The sequence below is a fragment of the Bacillus sp. FSL P4-0248 genome, from assembly GCF_038593305.1.
Classification (GTDB): domain Bacteria; phylum Bacillota; class Bacilli; order Bacillales; family Bacillaceae; genus Bacillus; species Bacillus safensis.
Genome location: NZ_CP151983.1, coordinates 1,148,604 through 1,171,904, shown reverse-complemented (window position 1 = coordinate 1,171,904; position 23,301 = coordinate 1,148,604). Strand labels below are relative to the sequence as shown.

Annotated in this window: 27 protein-coding genes, 1 tRNA gene, 2 pseudogenes and 1 riboswitch; of the genes and pseudogenes, 13 read left to right on the top strand and 17 right to left on the bottom strand. The window is 39.7% G+C overall.

Annotated features, from left to right (window positions below):
• Nucleotides 1–26: 26 nt before the first annotated feature.
• A complete protein-coding gene (locus tag NST65_RS05875; protein WP_046310631.1) occupies nucleotides 27–1,181 on the bottom strand; it encodes an MFS transporter in 1,155 nt (384 codons plus the stop codon).
• Between the two features lie 112 nt (nucleotides 1,182–1,293).
• Between NST65_RS05875 and NST65_RS05870 the strand changes: the two genes are divergently transcribed.
• Together NST65_RS05870 and NST65_RS05865 are read left to right on the top strand one after the other, a co-directional pair.
• The gene (locus NST65_RS05870; RefSeq protein WP_034284287.1) at nucleotides 1,294–2,199 is read left to right on the top strand and encodes a LysR family transcriptional regulator; all 906 of its coding nucleotides are present in this window, start codon (nucleotides 1,294–1,296) and stop codon (nucleotides 2,197–2,199) included.
• A gap of 16 nt (nucleotides 2,200–2,215) precedes the next feature.
• The gene (locus tag NST65_RS05865) at nucleotides 2,216–2,779 is read left to right on the top strand and encodes a GNAT family protein (protein ID WP_070325726.1); all 564 of its coding nucleotides are present in this window, start codon (nucleotides 2,216–2,218) and stop codon (nucleotides 2,777–2,779) included.
• 4 nt (nucleotides 2,780–2,783) lie between these two features.
• Here NST65_RS05865 and NST65_RS05860 read toward each other — a convergent pair whose 3' ends face one another.
• Nucleotides 2,784–3,308 carry a DinB family protein gene (locus NST65_RS05860; protein ID WP_034284285.1) on the bottom strand — a complete coding sequence of 175 codons (525 nt, stop codon included), beginning with the start codon at nucleotides 3,306–3,308 and terminating at the stop codon, nucleotides 2,784–2,786.
• Between the two features lie 177 nt (nucleotides 3,309–3,485).
• Between NST65_RS05860 and NST65_RS05855 the strand changes: the two genes are divergently transcribed.
• The gene (locus NST65_RS05855) at nucleotides 3,486–4,184 is read left to right on the top strand and encodes an amino acid racemase (RefSeq protein ID WP_070325725.1); all 699 of its coding nucleotides are present in this window, start codon (nucleotides 3,486–3,488) and stop codon (nucleotides 4,182–4,184) included.
• A 23-nt stretch (nucleotides 4,185–4,207) separates the two neighbouring features.
• The gene (locus tag NST65_RS05850) at nucleotides 4,208–5,083 is read left to right on the top strand and encodes a LysR family transcriptional regulator (RefSeq protein WP_034284281.1); all 876 of its coding nucleotides are present in this window, start codon (nucleotides 4,208–4,210) and stop codon (nucleotides 5,081–5,083) included.
• A gap of 43 nt (nucleotides 5,084–5,126) precedes the next feature.
• Here the strand turns inward: NST65_RS05850 and NST65_RS05845 are convergent, their stop codons facing one another.
• From NST65_RS05845 to NST65_RS05825, 5 genes and pseudogenes are all read right to left on the bottom strand, one after another.
• Nucleotides 5,127–6,023 (bottom strand): macrolide 2'-phosphotransferase, encoded by an 897-nt coding sequence (locus NST65_RS05845; protein WP_111927257.1) that lies wholly within the window; start codon nucleotides 6,021–6,023, stop codon nucleotides 5,127–5,129.
• Between the two features lie 426 nt (nucleotides 6,024–6,449).
• Nucleotides 6,450–7,279: pseudogene (locus tag NST65_RS05840) on the bottom strand (SMI1/KNR4 family protein).
• 275 nt (nucleotides 7,280–7,554) lie between these two features.
• Nucleotides 7,555–8,673: a Rap family tetratricopeptide repeat protein gene (locus NST65_RS05835; RefSeq protein ID WP_111927255.1), complete on the bottom strand. Its 1,119-nt coding sequence runs from the start codon at nucleotides 8,671–8,673 to the stop codon at nucleotides 7,555–7,557.
• Between the two features lie 192 nt (nucleotides 8,674–8,865).
• The gene (gene catA, locus NST65_RS05830) at nucleotides 8,866–9,525 is read right to left on the bottom strand and encodes a type A chloramphenicol O-acetyltransferase (RefSeq protein WP_111927253.1); all 660 of its coding nucleotides are present in this window, start codon (nucleotides 9,523–9,525) and stop codon (nucleotides 8,866–8,868) included.
• A 421-nt stretch (nucleotides 9,526–9,946) separates the two neighbouring features.
• Nucleotides 9,947–10,330, bottom strand: a complete 384-nt coding sequence (locus tag NST65_RS05825; RefSeq protein ID WP_034282012.1) for a RidA family protein — start codon at nucleotides 10,328–10,330, stop codon at nucleotides 9,947–9,949.
• Between the two features lie 105 nt (nucleotides 10,331–10,435).
• Between NST65_RS05825 and NST65_RS05820 the strand changes: the two genes are divergently transcribed.
• Complete coding sequence (locus NST65_RS05820) at nucleotides 10,436–10,774, top strand: helix-turn-helix domain-containing protein (RefSeq protein WP_024424994.1); 339 nt, start codon at nucleotides 10,436–10,438, stop codon at nucleotides 10,772–10,774.
• Nucleotides 10,775–11,042: 268 nt separating this feature from the next.
• On the opposite strand, the pseudogene NST65_RS05815 reads toward NST65_RS05820, so the two are convergent.
• The 4 genes and pseudogenes from NST65_RS05815 to NST65_RS05800 form a co-directional block, all read right to left on the bottom strand.
• Nucleotides 11,043–11,841 (bottom strand): annotated as a pseudogene (locus NST65_RS05815) (SMI1/KNR4 family protein).
• A gap of 319 nt (nucleotides 11,842–12,160) precedes the next feature.
• Nucleotides 12,161–12,233, bottom strand: a tRNA-Val gene (locus NST65_RS05810).
• Between the two features lie 132 nt (nucleotides 12,234–12,365).
• Nucleotides 12,366–13,544, bottom strand: coding sequence for a cystathionine beta-lyase (gene metC / locus NST65_RS05805; RefSeq protein ID WP_070325716.1), 1,179 nt, complete (start codon nucleotides 13,542–13,544; stop codon nucleotides 12,366–12,368).
• Nucleotides 13,541–14,659 carry a methionine biosynthesis PLP-dependent protein gene (locus NST65_RS05800; protein ID WP_111927249.1) on the bottom strand — a complete coding sequence of 373 codons (1,119 nt, stop codon included), beginning with the start codon at nucleotides 14,657–14,659 and terminating at the stop codon, nucleotides 13,541–13,543. The genes metC and NST65_RS05800 overlap by 4 nt, the downstream gene beginning before the upstream one ends.
• Nucleotides 14,660–14,737: 78 nt before the next feature.
• Nucleotides 14,738–14,859: riboswitch (SAM riboswitch) on the bottom strand.
• 221 nt (nucleotides 14,860–15,080) lie between these two features.
• On the opposite strand from NST65_RS05800, the gene NST65_RS05795 reads away from it, so the two are divergent.
• From NST65_RS05795 to NST65_RS05785, 3 genes are read left to right on the top strand one after another with little or no spacing between them, the layout of a single operon-like run.
• Nucleotides 15,081–15,821, top strand: coding sequence for an esterase family protein (locus NST65_RS05795; RefSeq protein WP_111927247.1), 741 nt, complete (start codon nucleotides 15,081–15,083; stop codon nucleotides 15,819–15,821).
• 52 nt (nucleotides 15,822–15,873) lie between these two features.
• Entirely contained in the window at nucleotides 15,874–16,389 is a 516-nt protein-coding gene (locus tag NST65_RS05790) for a YjcG family protein (RefSeq protein ID WP_024426454.1), read from the top strand.
• A gap of 6 nt (nucleotides 16,390–16,395) precedes the next feature.
• On the top strand, nucleotides 16,396–16,830 hold the full coding sequence (locus NST65_RS05785) for a GNAT family N-acetyltransferase (protein WP_046310592.1): 435 nt from the start codon (nucleotides 16,396–16,398) through the stop codon (nucleotides 16,828–16,830).
• An 82-nt stretch (nucleotides 16,831–16,912) separates the two neighbouring features.
• Here NST65_RS05785 and NST65_RS05780 read toward each other — a convergent pair whose 3' ends face one another.
• Entirely contained in the window at nucleotides 16,913–17,170 is a 258-nt protein-coding gene (locus NST65_RS05780; protein ID WP_003210759.1) for a hypothetical protein, read from the bottom strand.
• A 126-nt stretch (nucleotides 17,171–17,296) separates the two neighbouring features.
• Here NST65_RS05780 and NST65_RS05775 point away from each other — a divergent pair, with 126 nt between their 5' ends.
• A complete protein-coding gene (locus NST65_RS05775; protein WP_111927243.1) occupies nucleotides 17,297–19,597 on the top strand; it encodes an ATP-dependent helicase in 2,301 nt (766 codons plus the stop codon).
• 16 nt (nucleotides 19,598–19,613) lie between these two features.
• On the opposite strand, the gene NST65_RS05770 is transcribed toward NST65_RS05775, so the two are convergent.
• The 5 genes from NST65_RS05770 to NST65_RS05750 form a co-directional block, all read right to left on the bottom strand.
• On the bottom strand, nucleotides 19,614–19,871 hold the full coding sequence (locus NST65_RS05770; protein ID WP_034282022.1) for a stage VI sporulation protein F: 258 nt from the start codon (nucleotides 19,869–19,871) through the stop codon (nucleotides 19,614–19,616).
• 138 nt (nucleotides 19,872–20,009) lie between these two features.
• Nucleotides 20,010–20,144, bottom strand: a complete 135-nt coding sequence (locus tag NST65_RS05765; RefSeq protein ID WP_034282023.1) for a YjcZ family sporulation protein — start codon at nucleotides 20,142–20,144, stop codon at nucleotides 20,010–20,012.
• A gap of 84 nt (nucleotides 20,145–20,228) precedes the next feature.
• A complete protein-coding gene (locus NST65_RS05760; RefSeq protein ID WP_034282024.1) occupies nucleotides 20,229–20,450 on the bottom strand; it encodes a hypothetical protein in 222 nt (73 codons plus the stop codon).
• A gap of 87 nt (nucleotides 20,451–20,537) precedes the next feature.
• Complete coding sequence (locus tag NST65_RS05755) at nucleotides 20,538–20,666, bottom strand: hypothetical protein (RefSeq protein ID WP_258521776.1); 129 nt, start codon at nucleotides 20,664–20,666, stop codon at nucleotides 20,538–20,540.
• 71 nt (nucleotides 20,667–20,737) lie between these two features.
• Complete coding sequence (locus NST65_RS05750; RefSeq protein WP_024426459.1) at nucleotides 20,738–21,088, bottom strand: DUF1360 domain-containing protein; 351 nt, start codon at nucleotides 21,086–21,088, stop codon at nucleotides 20,738–20,740.
• A gap of 167 nt (nucleotides 21,089–21,255) precedes the next feature.
• On the opposite strand from NST65_RS05750, the gene NST65_RS05745 reads away from it, so the two are divergent.
• From NST65_RS05745 to NST65_RS05730, 4 genes are all read left to right on the top strand, one after another.
• On the top strand, nucleotides 21,256–21,651 hold the full coding sequence (locus tag NST65_RS05745) for a spore coat protein (RefSeq protein WP_240491035.1): 396 nt from the start codon (nucleotides 21,256–21,258) through the stop codon (nucleotides 21,649–21,651).
• A gap of 44 nt (nucleotides 21,652–21,695) precedes the next feature.
• A complete protein-coding gene (locus NST65_RS05740) occupies nucleotides 21,696–22,031 on the top strand; it encodes a hypothetical protein (RefSeq protein ID WP_034282321.1) in 336 nt (111 codons plus the stop codon).
• Between the two features lie 88 nt (nucleotides 22,032–22,119).
• Nucleotides 22,120–22,623 carry a spore coat protein gene (locus NST65_RS05735; RefSeq protein WP_034282028.1) on the top strand — a complete coding sequence of 168 codons (504 nt, stop codon included), beginning with the start codon at nucleotides 22,120–22,122 and terminating at the stop codon, nucleotides 22,621–22,623.
• A 146-nt stretch (nucleotides 22,624–22,769) separates the two neighbouring features.
• A complete protein-coding gene (locus NST65_RS05730; protein WP_003211658.1) occupies nucleotides 22,770–23,261 on the top strand; it encodes a CotY/CotZ family spore coat protein in 492 nt (163 codons plus the stop codon).
• The last annotated feature ends 40 nt before the right edge of the window (nucleotides 23,262–23,301 follow it).

Below are 23,301 nucleotides of genomic sequence, written 5' to 3'. Positions count from 1 at the left end.
TATATTGAAATGTGAAGCTGCATCATTTAACTCGACACTTCTTCTTTTCTACCAAGTTTCATTGATAACTGAACGCCAATCATTAACGAGACGATGACAAGCATTGCCACAATGGAAGCATAAAAATGTCCGCTTAAATCGAAAACCAAGCCAATGAAAAACGGACCGAATCCACCCACGATGTACCCGCCCATCTGCGACATCGCGGACCAGGTTCCGGCTTCCTCCGGAGTACTCGTCTCCATAATCGGGAGCATAAGCGCTAAAGGAAATAACCCCCCGGCACCCATACCTAGGAAAATGACGGCTGGCAAGATCGGCATTGGCAGAAGAAGAAAGATAAGACCAATGAGTTCAGACAGACTGCATAAGATGAGAAATAATTTCGGTTTTCCTAACCGAGTAACGACTGCTGGAACGAGTAGTGCCACCGGAATCTGAATGAGTGTAAATATGGTCAAGAGCATGGCAGCATATTGCGGACTGTTTCCAAAACTAAGAGCAATCGGTGAAATCCATGCCGTCAAAGAATAAAACATACTGGACATAAAGCCAAAGAACAAGGTGAATTGAATGGCCTTTTTGTTTCGCAGCGGCAATTTTAACGGCAACGTTACAAGATCACTCTGCTCATTTTTGCGAGCTAAACCTATCCATAGAATAAGGGCGATCACCCCTAGAATAGCCCAGCAGGACAATGCAAATGGAAGATGATGCTGACTGCGTAGATAAATCGGAATCGTGAAGCCGGAAGCGAGCGCTGCACCTATTGTCATCGAAATTGAATACACACTGACAATACCAGGATTTCTCGGGAAATATTTTTTAATAAAACTAGACAATAAAGGACCTGCGAAGCTAATCCCTACCCCTCCAGCAAACGCAGTCATGAGCAGGATAGCAACCGATTGGCTAGTACCACGCAGTGCAGTGGCAATCGTGATAAGAAGAATCGAGAAAAACAGCGTTCTCTCTAAACCAAAACGCCGGCTGAGTATCGTTGCAACGGGAGCAAATATTCCCATACAAAGGACAGGCAAAGTGGTCAAAAGACTTGCTGTCAGTGCGTTTACTCCAAGCTCTGATTGGATCATGCTCATCATGGAAGCCACGGAAGTAATGATCGGACGTAAGTTTAAAGCGGCTAAAAATAAAGCGGCTAAATAATATATTTTTTTCATCAATACCCTTCTTTCTCTCTCATCTTGTTAAGGTTACTTTGAGTATAAATCTGCCGCATTCATTGATCAATACAATAAATCGTATTATGATGATAGGAAAAGACTATCATTTATGAAAGGTGGACATATGGATACCCGGCATATTACCTATTTTATGGCTGTATTCAACCATTTGCATTTTACAAAAGCCGCTGAGCAGCTAGGTATATCACAGCCTACACTTAGCCAGCAAATTCGACTGCTTGAAGCAGAAGTTGGGATGCCGCTCTTTGATCGAATCGGCAAAAAGGTCGTTGCTACCGAAGCTGGTTCACTGCTTTATCAATATGGCGTGAAAATGCTTCAAGCTGAAAGAGATGCAAAAAATGCGATGAAAGAACTATTATCGGAAAAACGAGGAACCGTTCGTCTCGCAGTACTCCCTTCAGATCTTGATTTTCAGCTGGTGCCACTATTTGTAGAATTTAAAACTCTTTATCCAGAAACCAATCTAAAGGCATATTCAAATATCTTCGTTCGTGAAGAAGTCCTTTCGCATAAAGTGGATCTCGGCATCGGACTGCGAGGGCCTGCGGATAAGCGTCTCGTTCAAATTCCACTTGGAAGTGAGCCTTACGAATTATTTGTTCATTCAGAAAGTGATTTGGCCCAAAAGAGCGAAGTGTCATTAAAAGAGCTGACTCACCGTGCGTTGGTCATGTATCCGAAGGGATATCTAGGAAGGGATTTAGTAGATGACGTATGTAAAGAACAGGGTGTTGAACTGGACACCGCCATGGAGGTTGGGTCCGCGTTTTCGCTATTGCAGCTGGTTGAAGCCGGCATCGGTGCAACCATTCAGCCAAGAGGATTACTAAAGCAACATTCGATGTGGCCTAATATTGTTTCGATTCCTATTGCTGATCCAGCACCTGTCCGGCACTTGGAATTAATTTATTATGCAGATCGATTTGTCAGCAAAGCACAACAGCAGCTATCTGAATGGCTGATAGACTTTTTCAAATCAAGAACAAACTAAAAAGTGAGGTTAACACATGAAGAATGCAAACAGCATATTTACAAGAACAAACCGGGTTGTTATTCGTCAATTTGATAGACAGGATATTGAAGCATTTTATCAATATCGAGCAAATCCTTTTATTGCAAAATTTCAATCTTGGGAAAACTACACGTACGAAAATGCTGAATCATTTGTTCAACATCAAATGACACAAAAACCTAATCAACCGGGGACGTGGTTTCAATACGCTATTGCCTTATCTGAGTCCAATCAGCTGATAGGAGATTGCGCCATCCATACACTTGACAGTGAACCTAGAATCGTTGAAATAGGTTTTACCCTCGCGCCCGAATACCAAGGAATGGGCTATATTCACGAAGCTCTCAGTTCAATCTTCGAATATATTTTTATGACATTGAACAAACATAAAATTATCGCCTTTACAGATGTGCGCAACGAAAAATCCATTCGAGTGCTGGAACGTTTAGAAATGAGACGCGAAGGACATTTGCTGCAAAATTATATGTCGAAGGGACATTGGGTGGATGAATATCAATATGCCATTCTTCAATCTGAGTGGGCCGCTAAGCGTCATTAAACATTTATTTCCTATTCAAAATTCCTAAATAAGCGCTCCATGGACCCACATCGGTTCGATATCGTTCCGCCATGACCCGAACAATCTGGGACATGTGTGTGAAGTCATGGACAACCCACGCAGAAAGTAATTCGCTCACTTGCACGACCCCAAACTCCGGATGGACGCCCTTTTTCTCTAAATCAAGGCCTGAATGTGTTATGCGCTGAATGTATGCCACATTCTCCATCCGCACATGATGAAACTCAGATAGTGCTTGTTCTATCTGTCTTTCAGTTTGATTCAAATGAGAGTAGCGGTCAAACGCAGGAAATGGTGTATTCTCTCCATCAGCAAGAATCACATTTAATCGAGGAATCCAATTGAATTTCTCTGCTTCAATCAAATGTTCAATGACTTCAACTGGATTCCATGTTCCCTCTCCTTCACGGCTGTGAAGCCAATCATTCGATAAACCGGACAAAAGACTTTCTAACATGTGAGGAGTTCGACTCAACATATCCAAAGCTTCATTTAAATTGAAATTCATATGGCTGCTCCTTTGTCAATTTTCTTTATTCTAATGTTTTTTGAATAGATTGCAACTCATATTTCAAGACAGATAAATGCGCTTTTCATCAACCTTCTATATACAAATAGAACTTTTCTATAACGATTACCATGCTTTCTTTTTTTATAATAGAAAAAAAGAAATGTGGTGATATCTATGTCTATAACGATTGGTATTATGGGCGGGATGGGTCCTTTAGCAACGATTGATCTGATGAAAAAAATCATTTCACATACACCAGCTATTAAAGATCAGGATCATTTACATGTGATTGCTGATAATTTCCCTCAAATTCCTGATAGAACCACTGCAATTTTTGGGAAAGGCGACGATCCTACAGAATATATGATTGAATCAGTAAAGAGATTAGAACGTGCCGGAGCGGACTTTATTCTTATTGCATGCAATACCGCACACTTCTTTTTAGAAAACGTACGACATTCCACTCATATCCCTATTATGAACATGCCATTAGAAACCGCAAATTACCTAAACAAACATCACTATACATCTGTGGGCTTACTATGTACTGATGGAACATTAAAAACCCAGCTCTATCAAAAGGCTTGTGCTCATCACAAGATTGACGTCATGACTCCTAGTGAAAATCTTCAGAAAAACGTGATGAATGGGATATATGCAGTGAAAGCAGGAAAATTAAGTAAAGGCGAAAGTGAATTGGCGTTAGCTGCAGAAATTTTAATCAATCAAGGAGCAGAAGCCATCATTGCCGGCTGTACAGAAATCCCCTTAGTCTTAAGGTCAACTAAAGATGTGAAAGTGATTGACCCTACTGTCATTTTGGCGAAAGAGGCTGTAAAATTAGTGTATGAGCTTGAAAAACTAAACATTTAAAGAACGTCATATAAGGGGATAACATGAATATTGAGAATATAGAAGCGTTTATTTATGTATGCCAGCTAGGCAGTATCAATAAAGCTGCGGAAGCACTGTATTTAACCCAGCCTTCTGTTTCGGCACGTATTCAATCATTAGAAAAGGAATTAGACCTGAAATTATTTGATAGACAGAGAAATAAACTATCTCTGACGGAAAAAGGTGAACAGTTTTACCCGCATGCCAAAAAGATTCTCCATTCTTATCAAGAAGCAAAGCATAGTCTCAAACAAACGATGATTCCTTATGAATTGACGATTGGATGCGCATCCTCCATTTCCAATAATCTATTGCCTAACATATTGCCCGCCCTAAAAGAAAAATACGAAAACCTGAAAGTGAAAATCGTAACAGGACATTCAAAGGATGTTGTCCAAAAAGTGATTAACAACCAAGTAGACTTTGGGATTGTGAGGACTGAAACACATCCTCAAATTGAATCGATCCCAATTTTCAGCGATCCAATCGGGCTGTTCGTCCCAACTCATCACCCACTTGCCAGCCTTGACAACATCAATATGAAAGAGCTAGAAGAACAGCCTTTTATTTTCTTTGACTATGGATCATTTGATTGGTTGATGCTCCATCGATTATTTCAAAAAAACAACATCACACCGAACATTTCCATTGAGGTTGATCATATGGAAACTGCAAAAAATTTAGTGCTGCAAGGAATGGGACTATCATTTCTACCTCATCATTGTGTTAGAAATGAGCTAGAACAAGGAACATTAAAACAAATTTCAATAGACCCATCCATTGATTTCAACATCAATATCGAGTTCATTTATAAAAAAGGAAAATCCAAATCCGTTTTCATTGATCAACTCAAACAGTTTTTTCATGAATTAGATTAAAAAAAGCCCTTTTTAGGGCTTTTTTTGGATTCGTTCTGATTGATTAGCTTTCGTTTGCCAACATGTATGCTGCAGATTCATGCATATATTTCAATCCTGATCTCTGTGCGTACTCGGCCACAGTGATCGCACTTGTCGTCAGAAGTTCTATTATATGTTCATCCATTCCTGGCCAAGTTCTCCCGCCTGCTTTTTCATACGCATGGATAAGTTTTGTTAACCCTTCTTTCCCAAAGAGAAGTTGATGCGACAAAAAGTCTGCAGATACATCACCAACCCCCACTTCAGACCAATCAATCACACCCGTCACACATTGATTTTCATCAATCAGAATGTGGCCGGGATGCAAATCTCCATGCTTCACTCCCACGAAAGGCGGCCATAAAGAATCTTTAGCTAGCCATTCTTGCCAGCGCTCCCATAAACCGCTGTTAATGGTGTATTGCGATTTGACACGTTCCATTCGCTGTTTCATTGATCCTCTTAATTCATGAGCACTGAGCATCTCCACACCGATCGTTTTAAAAGGCTGTTGATCTAAGGAATGTACATTCGCTAGAACTCTTCCTAATGATTCATAATAAGCTTGCGGTACTTTCGTTTGATCAAAACTCCACACATATGATTGCTTCTCCACATCAATACTAGCCGACGGTACCCCCTCTAATTGTTTATAAGCAATCAGACTTTCTGTAAAGATAGACCACTGAGGGACCTGAAAGTGAACCTGCTTACTCATATGATCTAATGTCTTTTTTTCTTGTAAAGTATGTTTCATTGATTCAGGTCTGCGAGGCACTCTTAATATCCATTGATCACCATGTAAATCTTCGACATGTGCGACACGGAAATCCACACCTGATTCATTTATTTTGATGGTATTCTCTAAAATTTCTAATCCGTGATGTTTGGCTAATTGCTTTAATTCTAGTCTATTCATATTCTTTTCCTCCAATTGCTCATTTAGTCATGATCAATAGGCGTTAAGAAAATCATCAAAAAAACCACAAATAGGCTGCTATCTGTGGCTAGAGTAAACACGGCTAGACTCATCTCTCTCTTTATATTAATAAAAATTACAAAAAAAGACAGAAACGATATCTGTCTGTCTTCAAGTAAAGTTACATACTTGACCGCTGAAAATGATTAAAAATGTGCAGACTCCTCCGTTTACTCTGTTTGATGAAAACAGAGCCTTTGAACATATGAAATTATTGATTGTTCAAAGTTTGCTGGCGTAATCTTCCTGCATGCATCATTTTTAACCATCCTCCTCTTCATAATATAAAACTACTATACTTCATTTAAATATGACTTTCAATAAGATTACAAAAAGAAGCCCTTTTCAGGGGCTTTTATTCTTTCACTATCGTTTTTTCACAGGATGAATGTCCTCTCCCAAAAAAGCGGTATCAGGCTCACCACTATTTTCTAGAAACTCCGCTATTTCTTTCAGCTCTTGATTGATAAGGTCATTTCTTTGCATATCCGGGTTTAACAGAAGGATGGAGTGAATCGTTGTCGCTGCTTCATACAAAATATGTTGATCTTTTATCTGTTTGATGCATTTTTTCATACGATCGAAAAACCATTCAATCTCTTCAATTTCTTCCATCGGATAATGTGCCATTTTAAAGAGATTCTGCTGACAAAGGTCTTGTCTCTCAAAAATTTGTTCAAGCTCTTCTTTACTGATATACAAATCCGAGCATTCCTCATCAATTTCTACTACCTCGATCATGGCGTCTTCAGCTGTATATAACTGCTCAATAAAATCATCGAAAGTATCCGCCAGCTTAAAATCGACTCCCATTTCTAAATCAAAATAGTGGATAGGCGGGTGTTCCTTCGTTTTTCGATAATCCATTGCGATCCATGTCTCTTCCTCTCCGCTGATGATCACAAGTCCCTCCGGCAGCTCCAATTCATCACTTAACTGGGAACTATTCATGATGCCATCATCTTTGGCGATTCCTCTTAGATGGTCAAATTGAACATGATCATCTCCCATGAATTCGGCTGATCAGTTGGAAACGCATTACGCACTGTAAAACCACCGTTCCAATCTAAAATGAGCTTTTTATATGTATCAGGTAAAGTGACACCAAGTCTTCCCTCTGCTTCACGAATTTTTTCCTCATCTATCTTTTCTAACGTGAAAGGACTCTCTTCTTCTTTCTCCCAAAATGGTTTCAAAGTGGGGACCTCCCTATATCTATTGAGATAAGTATAACATTGACCAACTGTTCATTTGCTCATTCTACTTCATAAAAAAACAGACTATTAAAGTCTGTTTTAATCTTGTCTATACGTTTTCAGAGGTTGTATTTCGATCAATCATAGTCGTGTTTCGATTTGATTTTTGTTGCTCCTCCATAGTTGTATTCCGAATTGATTTTGTTTCAATGATTTTCAAAGTTTCTACTGTTGAAACACTTAACAATACAATGGATACAATGACTAGTAATTTTTTAATAATCATACAGACACTCTCCTTTTTGAATATCATTTTGAGCTTTAAGAGCCTTTCTATAATATTCGGCAGCTTTTTCAAAGTCCCCCTTTTTTTCAGAAGATAATCCTATACTTTGAGCAAAAGCCTCTACATAGACATATAGTTGCTTTTCCTCAAAATAATCTAGCACTTCTAGAATTGCATTCTCATTAGCATCTATATAAATGGCTTTTAAAGCTTTAAATAACATCAAACACAACGAATCATTTATCTCTAAGGAGCACTTAAGACCATCTTCTACGAGTGGAGCGGCTTCATCATGTTGACTAGATTTATACAACGACCAACTTAAACTAAATAGGGTGATTGGTTTTATATCGATACTTCGTGGTGTAATAATGTCTAAAACTTCTCTGTAGCGTATGATTGCTTCAGTGTACTTTTGTTGTCGATCATATGTATTCGCTATGTTCAATAGAATTTTAGCAATTAACATATTATCGGCGAGCTCTTCTGCTATAGAAAAAGCTGTATTTAGATGCTGTAATGACTTGTCATATCGCTTGAAATCATCATAATTTCCTGCAATAACAATCAAGCTTTGTATTTGGCGAACTTTATATTGTTCATGCTGCTTATAGATGTCTAAGGCTTTTATAATATGATGCATAGAAACATGAGTTTGTTTCATAATATAGTAGGCTTCAGCCACCTTGAAGTGAAACTCTGCTTGCTCAATATCATCGACCACCAATGCGAGCTGCCTTTCAGCGATCTTATAATATTGGATAGCCTTTATGTATTCTTTCTTACTAAAGTCATACATTCCTCTAAAAAAAGCATTATAGTATTGCAGCATACCAGAAAGTTGATGATTTGAATTTTCGATTTTATCAACCAAATCAGAAACAGAAGGCGATCGTTTTTCTGAAGGTTTAATATAATCGAGCATAAGCTGATGTCGAAAACACATCAATTGATAGTAAATGAGCAGGTCTTGATCCTCTTCCATTCGCTCAATTTCTCGTTCTACCTCAGCTTTCAAAATCTCTGCATCGGGTACACTGAATTGCCGAATCATTTTATACCATTCATTTATTTTCACACCAACATGTGAAGAAAGAACTTTCTCCATCCCTTATTCCCCTTCCACTAATTTCCCTTATATTACATTTATTATCACATGTATGAGTTTTCAAGGCACCGAAAAGAAACCGCAAAAAGAACAGTTGAGTAACAGATTTTACGCATTTTCTTCACATAACAAAAAAGCAGACTCCATCAAGTCTGCCTTTTCTAAAAATCAAATGACTACACCTTTTGAAAATTAAGTATACAATGAATCGCTTAACCACTCTTCACAATGTTCTATAAGCCACCTCAAATATTCCACATATTGACCGACGTGATAACCATCACAAACAGCATGATGTACTTGAATCGCAACGGGTAGGATGATTTTTTCTCCTTTCATCTTAAATTGACCTAACGTAAATATCGGCAGTAAATAAGTTTCATCTGTAGATACATTAAGGTTAAAAGAAGTAAAATCAATCCACGGCAGACTTGAAATATTGAACATGTTTTCTGGCATATGAGGTTTCGGAAATAGGTTGCTGCTTTTGCTAAATGTTTCAATGTCGGCCACACAGCTTTTATAAAACCGAGCAAAGTTTTCGTCATAAGGTGTCCAAATACTTGAAAATGTCTTTGTTTCTTTATTTAGAATCGTATAACTAGGATCGAGAAGATCCCAGTGACCAAGTTCATCGTTCACTAGATCCATCCGAAACTCCGGTATTTTTTGCACAGCCCTTGCTAACAAATAAATTTGCACAGGATATACTTTTAGCTTTTTTTCTTTTAATATTGAATGCAATGTCGTGATGTCTAGATCAACCACCAGACTATATGAGCATCGAGTTAACGTCATATAATGATGAAAGTGCTCTTTTCTCGGATAATTTTCATCTATTTGTTTAAACATTTTTTAATCCTCCTGAATGTGTGATTTACTGTATTCAGGAGGAGACTTTATCTGTTTTCACCACCACAATCATCCTTTCAAGAGATATGTGTTTCTGTCCATTCAAAGTCTACCATGAGTTTTACCTACGATAAAGCCTGCAGCAACTCTTTGTAAGTCATCTTCCCTAACGTGAACTGTTCTAGTGCTATATATGTTTTCTCTGCTGAGGTATTCATTCTATTATGACATTCATTCACTAACTCATGTTCATTTGTTATTGGCTCATGTATATGTTCTTTTTTTCGAAATGCTTCATAATATCTTATACCAAATATTCTCTAGGACATCGCATTGATGTGAATTCCGTCCGGATTAGGTATAAGACCTTTCGCAGTAACATAATAACTATTTTCATGATGATGTGCATACGATAACATATTTAATCAGTGTGTGCGATAGCCTTGACTTCAATCAATTGCTCTGGGAAAGCCAGATATGTCACACCAATGAGACTGCCAGCTGGTCTGTGTTGACCTAAGTATTCCTTGAATAGATCTATGACCGTTTCGGAGTGTTCTTGTGGATTTGTTAGAAAAATTTCAACATATGCAATGTTGGATTTCGTAGCTCCCAATTCCACCAATACCCGATCAAGGTTCTCAAATGTTTGCAGAGTCTGAGCTTCAATATTCTCCTTACCAACGAACATACCATTTTTATCGTATGAAAATTGACCTGAAATATAGATTATTCCTTTAACGCTATATCCTTGGGTAATACCGTGATCCCATAGATTGTGATTGTAGGTTTTAATATTAGTCATCGTTTTCTCTCCTTTATTTCAAAGTAAAGTAAGTATAAAATGAATATAGAGAGAAAAAAAGTACGCACTATTTAGATAGTTACTACCAGAAAGGATAGTGTCAATATGAGTATGGCCGATTATAGAAAAACGGGTAATATCCAAGAGACACCTTTTGGATATACTTTATCAGTTATAGGAGGCAAATGGAAAATGCTAATTCTGTATCTCCTTTCGGAAAATCAACCCGTTCGCTTTAATGATATGAAAAGGAGACTTGGAACGATTACCTTTAAAACATTGAGTGCACAACTTAAAGATTTAGAGGCAGATGGGATGATTATACGAAAGGAATATCCACAAGTCCCCCCTAAAGTGGAATACAGTCTTACAGATAAGGCAGAAACACTTTTACCAATTTTAGAACAGTTATGTGATTGGGGAGAGAAAAATCGCAGTAATTAAATTCTTTTTGTATAGATAATTCAAGTATTGACTATGAAGGTTTTGATAAAGCAATGGAGCGTATAGATAACTTCTAATCTAATGAATACTATAGGAATGAATAGCCCCTATCTATTTTGTCTATACGTTTTGAGGTGTTGTATATCCAGTTAACTGTTTCTATTGAAAAAAGCCGTCCCTTTGGACGGCAAAATGATATTCATTTTATTTCATGCTTCTCCAGATAGATCTTCACCAGTATGGACTGTCTTTGCATGCTCAAAGCTAATTAAAGGAAACTTGTTTGCATAGCAATTTGTTCTCCTTGATTTACTATAAGTGGATCTTTATTTTTTTCTAAAAATTTAGCAATTTGATTTAGATTTTTATTAATTTTATCGTTGATTGGCATATTTGGATTCAATAAAAGAACGTTGTTAATCGTAGAAGCTACTTCATAAAGATCATCTTCATCTTTTGTTTTTTCAATATGATATTGCATCTTTTTAAAAAACCATTCTATTTCATCCAATTCAACCATTGGGTAATATTGAATTTTATACAAATTATCTTCATAAAGGAAGTCCAATTCAAATATGGCTTCAAGTTCTTCTTTACTTAAATGATCTTCATGAAGTTCATATTCACCCTCTGCTGCTTCCTCATCAACAGTGTACTCAGCTGTATAAAGACCTTCAATAAACTCGTCAAAAGAATCTGCTAACTTAAAGTCTTCTTCCATCTCAACATCAAAATAATGAATTGAAGGATTCTCTTTCGTTTTTCGATAATCCATAGCTACCCAAGTATGGCCATCCCCGTTAATCAAAACAAGCCCTTCTGGCAGCTCCCACTCTTTTATCAAATAGGCACTATCCATAATCCCTTCATCTTCAGCAATTCCCAGCAGGTGATTAAATTGAATGTGATCCTCAGCCCATGAATTAGAATGAGTGGTTGGAAAAGCATTATGGATATGTATCTGGCAAAGTGACACCAAGTTTCTTTTCAGCTTTAGCTATTTCTTCTGCATTGATCTTTTTTAACGTATAGTAACCTTCCTCGTCTATTTCCCAAAAAGATTTCAAAGTTTATTTCCTCCTAGTGTCATTTAACAAAACACCTTTCACGAACTTATATTCTATTAAATTGTTTTTGGTGGTGATTGTATGTTTTATCTTGAGAGAAAGATTTATCGTATGAGTCGCTTTCGTAAGAATCCAACAATTGATGATCTGAAAAGAAAAACAGGTAAAGACGAGAAGATCGTTAGGCAATCAGTCAAAACCTCCTGCCAACTGAAAAACAACAATCTGGCGGATAAAGTTCGTCCCCAATCAAAAGAAAAAGAACAAATATTCGTTGTCAAAAAAACAAAAAACCCTTGCTACGCAAGGGTTTCAACGATGATTCCGACTGGGCTCGAACCAGCGACCTCTACCCTGTCAAGGTAGCGCTCTCCCAGCTGAGCTACGGAATCGGGTTATGTATCAGTTCTGGGCTTTCTTTTACTGACAGTCTCTATTATATAACCATCATATTAAGTCGTCAATGGTTTTGTTCAAAAAAGGTCAAAAAGCCGGCGGCTGTGCCGGCTTTTTTCTCTCCTTCTTTATGATTGGTTCACAAGGACGGGCTTTAGTTGATCGAGTGCTTGTTTGAAGTCGCGTTTGAGGTCTTCTCCGTTTTCAACTCCGACACTTAAACGAAGCAGCCCATCTGTAATCCCTCTTTTTTCTCTTTCTTCTTTTGGCATAGCCGCATGTGACATTTTGGCTGGATATGACAGAATCGATTCAACGGCGCCGAGGCTGACGGCGAATACAGGTAATGTGACAGCATCCACCAATTCTTTGACAGCCGCTTGGTTTTCTAGTTCAAATGAGAGAACGGCTCCAGCTCCGCTTGCTTGCTTGCGCTGAATGTGTGCCCCAGGATGATCGTCTAAGCCTGGATAGTATACTTTTTTCACCGCAGGATGTTCTTTTAGAAATGAAGCTAGTTCGAAGGCCGTTTGGCTTGCTTTTTCTAATCTCACCTGAAGGGTTTTTAACCCTCTTAACACAAGCCAGCAGTCCTGCACGCCAAGGACCGCACCGAAGGAGTTTTGCAGCGAATAAAGTTCCTCTCCCAGCTTCTCATCTTTCACCACGGCTAAGCCTGACAGCACATCACTGTGGCCGCTTAAAAATTTCGTTGCGCTGTGCAGAACAACGTCAACACCAAGGTCAAGCGGACGCTGAAGCGCAGGGGTTAAAAACGTATTATCTAAGAAAGTCAGACAGTCATGCTCTTTCGCAAGCTGGACGACACCTTCAATATCTGTAATCCCTAGTGTTGGGTTGGACGGTGTTTCCATGTAAATGACCTTTGTATTCGATTGAATGCCTCTTTTGACTTCATTCAAATCCGTCATGTCCACGAAGGTATGCTCAATTCCAAACCTTGAAAGAACTTGGGTGATCATCCGGAAAGTCCCGCCGTACACATCTCTTGTGACAAGGACGTGATCTCCCTTTGATAATAGAAGAAAAGCGGTCGAAATGGCTGCCATGCCTGATGCAAAGGCAAGCCCTCTCGTTCCTCCTTCCAGCGCCGCAATCGTATCCTCTAATGCTTGACGTGTCGGAGTTCCCGATCTGGAGTAGTCATATTGGCCAAATTCATCGAAGCTGCTTTGATGAAATGTGGATGCATGCTGAATCGGTACACTGACTGCACCTGTTGAACGGTCTGTTTTAAACGCATTATGAACGAGTTGTGTTTCGAGTGTCCAATCGTGTGTGGTCATTTGGCGTGTACCTCCTCTTTTACTTGTGATAGTGCCTGTTTCAGGTCTGATTTCAGATCATCTACATGCTCGATGCCAACAGAGAAACGGAGCAGCTTGTTACATACACCGTTTGCAATGCGAATCTCTTCTGGAATATCCATATGCGTTTGTGTTGCAGGATACGTAATGAAGCTTTCGACTCCGCCAAGGCTTTCAGCAAAACAAATCGTTTTCAGCTGCTTCAAAAATGGATTGACCCAGTCCTCTTTGGCTACTCGGAATGACAGCATGCCTCCCTTTCCTGGATAAAGCACATCTTGAATTTCTGGCTGCTCCTCTAAAAACTGTGCCAGCTCCTTCGCATTTGCCTCGTGCTGGCGCATTCTAAGAGCCAGAGTTTTCATTCCTCTCATTAAAAGCCATGAGTCAAATGGTGATAGAACCGCTCCTATCGCGTTTTGATGCTGGAACATGTCTTCAGACAGCTGCTCTCCTTTTGTGACGACAAGCCCTGCAAGAACGTCATTATGTCCACCTAAATATTTGGTTGCGCTATGAATGACAATGTCCGCTCCAAGCGTAATGGGCTTTTGCAAGACTGGTGTGTAAAAGGTGTTATCGACAATCACCAAAGTGCCATAATCTTTTGCAATCTTCGCTATTTTTTGAATATCTGCTTCCTGCATCAGTGGATTTGTCGGTGTTTCAATAAAGACCGCTTTTGTGTTTGGCGTGATTTTAGAGCGTAAACAGTCTTCATCTGAAAAATCATCATAAAGAAAACGTAAGCCGTACTTTTTCCATTCGTTTTCAAACAAACGGTATGTACCGCCATATAGGTCTGAAGAGACGATGAGTTCATCTCCGCTTTCAAATAGAGCCATGATCGTTTGGATCGCCGCCATTCCCGAACTGAAGGCAAAACCGGCCGTCCCTTCTTCGAGTGAAGCAATTGCATCCTCTACGAGCTGTCTTGTTGGGTTTTTCGTTCGAATGTAATCAAATCCTGTAGATTCCCCTATCCCTCTATGTCTGTATGCTGTCGAAAGATAAACGGGAGGACTGACAGTGCCAGTCACCTCTTCGCTACGGTTTCCAATCTGCGCTAATTTCGTTTCCACATGTTCTGTCATTTGACACCATCCTAAGTAAAAATCTGATTTCAAAACAGAAAACCCCTTCTTCATAAGAAGAAGGGGTTTAATCGCTTCCTCTTATCTTCCAAGCAAAAAAGCTGCTTGCTGGATTTAGCACCTTGGTACATCACATGAAGTGATGCATACCGGTTGCTGAGGTTTCAAAGGGCCAGTCCCTCCACCTCTCACGATAAGAATGTGTTGTCTGTCTGTTCTAATTCTTAATACTGTAACCCATTAAATCTCATTTTTCAAGGGGAAATGACATGATTAATTAAAATTTTCTGTATTTTATAACAGAATGAATGTTATACGATTTGATTGCATGTTAGCATATAGGAACAATGCTGTTTTTCATGTTACAATGAATGGAAACGTTTCACTTTATGATGAATTTGGTTAGCTGGAGGAATGGATTATGGTGAAGAAAACAGGAATCATTCAAGAAGAAACCTTACAGTCAAAAGAACTTGGGGCGGACATGACCATTTTGATCTATTTGCCAGTCAATTACTCCCCCCTTTATACATATCATGTCATCATTGCCCAGGATGGTCATGATTATTTCCGCCTAGGCAAAATAGGCAGACAGGCAGAAGAATTGATGCAAAACAAAGAAATGGAACGCTCGATTATCATTGGTGTTCCTTATGAAAATGTCACAGAAAGACGAAACACGTATCATCCAGACGGTACAAAGTTTGAAGCGTATAAACGCTTTTTAGCAAATGAACTGGTCCCTTATATTGATCAACACTATCCAACCTATCAAATTGGATCAGGACGGACGTTTATTGGTGATTCACTGGGTGCGACGATTTCCCTCATGACAGCCATTGATTATCCTTCTTTATTTGGCGGGCTGATCTTGCAGTCCCCTTACGTTGACGAGTCGGTTTTAGAAGCCGTCAAACAGTCGACAGCCCTTTCTCATTATGCCATTATCCATCAAATTGGGCTTGAGGAAACCGCTGTGAAAACAACAGATGGCCAAGTGCTTGATTTTGTTCAGCCGAATGAAGATTTAAAGACCCTTCTTGAACAATCTGGTGCGGATTATTTATTTGAGACATTCGAAGGGGATCATAAATGGACGTTTTGGCAGCCGCTCATTGCGCCTTCGTTAAAAAGAATGCTCCCATATTCGTTAATCAACTGAATTTTGTTATAATAAACAATAATAAATACTTTCTTATTCAGGAGGGAACATGATGAAATACGGAGTTGTTATATTTCCATCAAAAAAATTGCAAGATATTGCGAACTCTTACCGGAAGCGTTATGATCCGAACTATGCACTCATACCGCCTCATTTAACATTAAGAACACCTTTTGAATTAACGGATCTAGAAGCGGCTGAGGTCGTCTCAACGTTAAGAGATTATGCAAAAAATGCTTCTCCTATTACGTTACGTATTAAAAAATTCAGTTCATTCGCTCCTGTAAACAACGTCATTTATATGAAAGTAGAACCGAACGAGGACATCATGGCGCTCAATGAAAGATTGTACGCAGATCCACTTGCCGGCACACCTGAATATGCCTTTGTTCCGCATGTGACAGTCGCTCAAAAACTATCAGATGATGAGCATTCAGACGTACTTGGCACATTAAAGCTGAGAAAGATTGACCATGAAGAAACAGTGGATCGCTTCCACCTTTTATATCAATTAGAGAACGGATCTTGGACCGTCTATGAAACATTTATTTTAGGAGAAGAGGGTTAAAGACATTTGAAAACAGTCATCGCAACAGAACAAACACAACGAGAAGATGCATATTACGTTCGAAAAGAAGTATTCGTAAAAGAACAAGAAGTTCCAATAGAGATCGAAATAGATGAACTAGAAGACAAAGCCACCCATTTTGTCATTTACAATGATGACAAAAAGCCTCAGGCGGCCGCTAGACTGCGGATCATTGAGGGATCAAAGGCAAAGCTTGAACGAATTTGTGTGTTAAAAGAGGCGCGCTCCTTCGGCCTTGGCCACAAGCTATTAGAGGCGCTAGAAACAGAAGCGGTTGCTAATGGAGCAAAAGAAGCGGTTATGCATGCCCAAATCCAAGCTCTTCCTTTCTACGAAAAGAAAGGCTACAAAGCGGTTTCTGAACCGTTTGAAGAAGCAGGAATCAAACATGTCAAAATGACAAAAACACTGTCTGTTTGACCAAAAGAAAAGCCAGAGCATTCAAGATGCCCTGGCTTTTTCTTTTTCATTATCGTTCGCCAATGGAAGAAAGCGCAATCATTTATATATACGTATTGATATGAACGCCCTTGCCTTCCTCCATAAACATATCTCGTACAAAGCGTTCCCGCTTTTTTTGCTGTACTTTCGTTTCCGCTTCTGTCACTAAGTCCTCTTTTTTCTCCAGCTCTCTGTAAATCTTGTCATGAAAGGTGCGGGTAACCTTTGTTACTTTCGCGTAGTCTTCTTTATCCTGAGGAGCTGGACGATTGATATACTGAAAATACAGATCCGGCTGAATCGGGGCTATATATCCCATCAAGAACGCCTCCTTTGCTTCTCTCTTACTCTACTATTCCCTAATTATGACTGTTTGAAACACGCCTCATTTGATATGATTAGATGTGTTTCATTTTAAGATTGATTGACTATTGGAGGACTAGCTTTGAAATGCGCACGACGACATGATCGAACGATCTCATTACATACGTATTCGAGAGAACACTATCAATTCCTCCATGACGAGGGAAAAAAAGGACAATTATTCTGCCCATATTGCGGACAACCGGTCTTTTTTAGATTAAATATACATGATGAACCTGCCTTTATTCATAAGCACATGTCTCAGCAAGAGATTTGTGAACAAGCTGATCACAATAAAACGGCAGATCAAGAGGAAAGGGATTCTTATAAAGAACTTGGCGGCTTCCGTTTTCCAACCGGGAAACAGATCATCTCGCAAACGAACGAATCATATGACTGGCAGGAACCTAGGTCAATTCAATTTAGCGACGCCTTACATTTAGAAGAGAATGAACAAGTTCATACGATCGACCTCTTTCCGCATATCACCTTCAGCACACCGCAGCTTCAAGCTGTCACACATCAAGATGGTCCGATGCTTGTGCTGGCTGGTGCCGGCAGCGGGAAAACAAGAGTCCTGACGGCTAGAGCGGCTTATCTCATGTCCCATCATCATATTCCTGCTCACCATATTTTACTCGTGACTTTCACCACAAAAGCGAGCAATGAGATGAAAGAAAGGCTGCGTAAGCAATATCAGCTTCATCCTTCACAAGCCAGTCAAGTGGTAACAGGCACCTTCCACAGTCTTTTTTATAAAATGCTGCTTCACGATGACGCAAGCAAATGGAACGGCCAGCATCTGATCAAGTTTGACTGGCAAAAGGAGCAATACATTCGAAAAGCCATAATGAATGAAGGGCTTGATGAAAAAGACTACCCTACTGATCAAGTACTGCAATCGATCGGCTATTGGAAAAATGCCTTTTTACCAGGTGAACTTCCTGATTTGAAGGATGAAAAGGAAAAACATATGTGGACGATCTATCAATCATATGAACAGCAAAAACGAGACAATCAGCAATTTGACTTTGATGATATGGCGATTGCCTGCTTACATATGCTGACAGAACAGCCCGAACTGCTAAAACGGTATCAAGAACGATTCCAGTATATTTTAGTGGATGAATTTCAGGATATTAATCCAGTACAATATCAATTGATTCAGCTTTTATCCGGAGAATCAGAGCAGTTATTTTGTGTAGGGGATGATGATCAAGCCATTTACGCCTTTAGAGGGAGCAATCCTGCTTTCATTCTTGAATTCAAACAGGACTATCCTTCGGCTCAGATCGTCCATTTACATGCGAATTACCGGTCTCACCATACGATTGTCGCAAGTGCTGATGCGATTATTAAGAAAAATCAGCATCGCTATGAGAAGACGTTAAAAGCCGTGCGCGCGGAGAAAATTCCCCCGACGCTTTTTTATCCATATGATGAAGAAGAGGAAGCGACGATGATTGTCGCAGATATTCAGGAGAAAATTAAAAACGGTGCAAAGCCGAATGACTTCTGCGTGCTGTTTCGAACGAACACAGGCGGCCGTGCGATTTATGAACGGCTGCATCAATCGGCCATTCCGTATGAAACGGATGCCGGCGTCAAAGCCTTCTACAGCAGACGAATGGTTCGGGTTCTCCTCGCCTTTCTTTCCTTAAGTCAGGATGCAGATGATGTGGCCGCCATAAAACAGCTGCTGCCGGTTTTCTTTTTAAAGCAGCAAACCCTGAATACACTAAAGGCACTGACCATCACAGAAGATTGCTCAATGGTAGAAGCGCTCGGAAAACTGACAGATATACAGCCGTTTCAGCGGAAAAAGCTGCAATCAATTGTTCCTTTGTTCCGAACGTTACGGACGTTAAAGCCATCGGACGCAGTGACATTTATTGAACAAAAGATGGGACTCGGGGATTACTTAAAAAAACGGGTGAACGATACGAATGTACTTGAAAAAGGAGCGGATGATGTACGTGATGTGAAAACAGCCGCCAAACGCTTTGAAACGATTGAAGCCTTTCTCGCACATGCCGAACATATGAAGTCTGCCGAAAAGGAAAAAACAGATGAACCCGGTGTTCAGCTCATGACGATCCACCGCGCAAAGGGACTTGAGTTCCAGACAGTATACATCACTTGTGTGGTCGACGGGGCACTGCCCCATGATTTCTCACTGGATGAACTCAGAAACGGTGATGAAGAAGCGCTGGAAGAAGAGCGCCGTTTATTATACGTTGCCATGACAAGAGCTGAACAATCTCTTTATCTGTCTGTTCCATCATTTAGACGAGGAAAAACGGCTCATCGTTCTCGCTTTTTATATCCTCTTCTAAAGAAAAACCGTGAATTATTTACGCAAAAACAACAGGCCCCCCTTTAAACGGAGAGCCTGTTGTTTATTTTTTGTTGTTCATCATTTTAGAGATTGTATTGAAATCAAGCTTTTCTTTTCCACTTGTAATCGATTGAACGATTTTGTCTTCCATTTCTTTAGGTACACGTTTGTTCGCAAGCTGCGCTACTTTTTTAATGACACCTCGAACGGTATTCTCATCTTTAAAGTTGGCATTTTGCAAAGAACCTGCAAGTTTAAACACATCATTCATATTCACACCGGTTTTGTTTTCTACGCTTTTAAAGAATTTATTATCCATTCATTTGCCTCCTCTTTGTGGAGTAATCACCTTACTATATGAAAATAGGCGAGATATGTGCCTATCCTAAAGCCTTGTTTGATCAAAGAGAAAGGAAAGCAAAAGGCTTCCCCCTTGCTTCCCTCACCTTCTTACTTTTTAGTAGTTAAAGAAAGAAGCACCAACGATAATTAGAAGGATGAAAAGCACAACGACAAGAACAAATGTTGATCCATATCCGCCGCCGTAGCCACCTCCGTAGCCGCCGCAAGAACCGCCACCGTAACAACTCATATATAAGCACCTCCTCTTCTCCCTTACAAAGTATGAAAAATGAAAGAAATGGTTTGGACGATCACATAAAAAAGTGCGGAATTTTTATTTCTGCTGTTTAAATACGTAATCTGCCTCTCTATGACGCATCATGAATGCTTCTGTTTCTTTCGCAAAAGCCTCCATCTTCACGCCAAATTCTTTTAAGTGCTCCTCAAGATCATTCGCTTTATCCGTTAGATCCATTTCAGCCTTCTCGTGCGCTTGTTCTTTCCCATCATGGGGTTTAGTGAACAAGGAACCAATTAATTGTTCGAATGCATCCATTCTGGTCACCCCTTCCCTCTTACATATGCATCACTCAAAAAAAGGGCAACAAAAAAACCGGATAAATCCGGCTTTTGTTTTTCTCTTCTATTTAGGTTTCTTTTTGTTTCCACAGCCGCAGCCTGTTTTCTTGATTTTCTTCGTATATACAGATTGTTGATTTGACTGCGCTGGATAACCTTGAAGCGTATGTGACGGCGTTTCGTTTGGTTTCATCGCAACCCTTCCTTTCCTATTCCATGATAGTATATGCATTTGTTGAAAGCGTGTCTGATCAGAATGCCTGTTTATTTCACAAGCTTTGAGACGACCGCTTCAATGATGCCTGCTGCTGCGGCAATCGCTAATAGTAAATTAAGCCACATGCTGATGACAGGAAAAAGTATGTATATCAGAAGTAAGGCAGCAGTGCACCATATGCCAGTACACCAATAACAGCTTAACAGTTCTCCAACCCAAGACCGCAGTCCTTCCCCTTTAATGATGATATATGTTTCGACCTCACCTTGTTCGTTTACCTCTTCCTGTTCTTCATGAAATAGACGGCGGAAAGGGGCCGTAATGGTATCAAACACAATCAGTCTCGTCAGTCTAAAGGATGCGAGGGCAAACACGACAAATGACAAAGCACCGCTCAGAAGCCTCCACCTCCTTCTTTCTTCTTTTTCCGTCCTTTCTTTATATATGCAAGAAAAAAGATCGTCATGATGAATCGAGCGGAAATAAAATTGGGTTGTACTTTTTCACACTTTCCGATTCCACCTTGCGTCCTTGCTGCATTAAATAATGTATAGATAAGAAAGGAGTGAAAGTATTGTCTATTGAAGAAAGTGCTGAAATATTATATACACAACTGTTAAACGAATTAATCAGCAATTATGATGATTTCATTGAGATCAAAGATTCCGAAAATGTCACAATTCATAAAACAGATGTAACAGCTGCACTCTCCCTTCAAGCGACCGTAACGACAATCATTACTCTTTTAATCCAAATTCTTGTACCAGACGATGAAGTGGCTGCCGACATCACAGATCAGCTTTTATCCACACAACAAGTGACAGTCCAAAAGAAAACTGTGATTCAAATCATCAACTGCCATAACATTACGATTACATTATCAGATGCATCCATTATAAACTCCGTCCAAATTCTCACTCAAACATTGAATGTACTCTTAGTTGAAGCCGGCATTCTTTGACCCTTTCTTTTTCTAACATGACGTATGAAAGAGGTGAAATCATCGTGGCTGAAGAGAACGAAAAAAAGGAGTTTCAAATCAATACTGATATTGATCCATTAACAAGTCTTCTTGTCAGTGATGTGTTAAACAAAAACAATATTACTGATGATCAGAAAGCAAATATCTCAGATGATCAAAGAAGAATGATTTTGAAATTAGTGGAGGACTTGCAAAAGAAAGCAAATGATTTCGTAGAACAGCAGCAGGAGAAAAAAAGGCAGGCTGAGGCAGCAAAACAGCCGGAACAAGTAGAGCCTGAACCAAAAGTACGTCCAAAACGAAATTCACTTCGAAATCGTATTCAGCAACGCCGTGATGCGCAGCGTAATAACGATTAAATAAAAATGGGTTGCCTGCTAGGGTAAATGCCCGAGACAAAACCACGCATTCCAGCATTTAATAAAGTAAACGGAAGGAGGAATAGAAATGGATTCTAAACCATATTCTTGGGTCGCTCTAGATCGTAACTGTACACACCACGGACACCACGGACATCACAGACACCACGACGATTGCAACTATGAAAGAAAAGCACTTTGTGACGACTATTATGATGATGAAGATGTCTTACAAGACTTGGATCAAGTAAGTTTCACAAAGCAGACATCTGAAGAAGTCATTATCGTCAGAGACTCTTGTGACATTAACGTCTCTTCTGTTGATGCACAGGTTGCAGCATCTATCCAAGTAGCGATTCAAACAGCGATCATCACTATTACAAATATCTCAATCGCTGACGGTGATTTGGCAGACCGCGTTACGCAGGATCTTTTACAAGCTGCTACTCACAAACAAACAAACCGCCAAAAACTTGTCATCGAAAATTCAAGAAACGTTACAGTATCTACAATCGATGCGGACATCTCTATCGCAATCCAAACACTTACTCAAACACTTGTTGCGACAATCGTTGCAATCGGTATCCTCTAATGTACAAAAGCAGAGCGAAAAGCTCTGCTTTTCCTTTTATCAAAATACATCAAATATAAATGGTCATTTACCCACACCAACTAGAGGGCGCATACATATGTTGTTAAGGACTAAAGTCAAATACCTTGTTAAAGGAGCTGAAATCCATGAGCTGCGGAAAACACCATGGCCGACATGATGAAAACTGTGTATGCGATGCGGTTGATAAGATTTTAGCAGAGCAGGAAGCTGTAGAAGATAAATGTCCTACGAGCTGCTACAGTAATTTATTAAGCCCAACAGTTTCTGGAAAAGATACGATTCCGTTTTTACTTTTTGATAAAAAGGGCGGGTTGTTCTCTACTTTCGGAAACATCGGAGGATTCGTTGACGATTGCCAATGCTTCGAATCTATTTTCTTCCGGGTTGAAAAATTACACGACTGCTGTGCTACGTTATCTGTATTAAGACCTGTTGATGTACACGGACATACGCTAAGCGTATGTCACCCTTGTGACCCTGACTTCTTTGGTCTAGAAAAAACGGACTTTTGTATTGAGGTTGATCTAAACTGCTTCTGCGCAATCCAATGCTTAAACCCAGAGCTTGTCGACAGAGTCATGCCATCAAAAGATAAAAAGCATCATCACCACGGCTAAATCAACAGGCCGCTCATCTAACTTGTCATGAGTCAAAGCA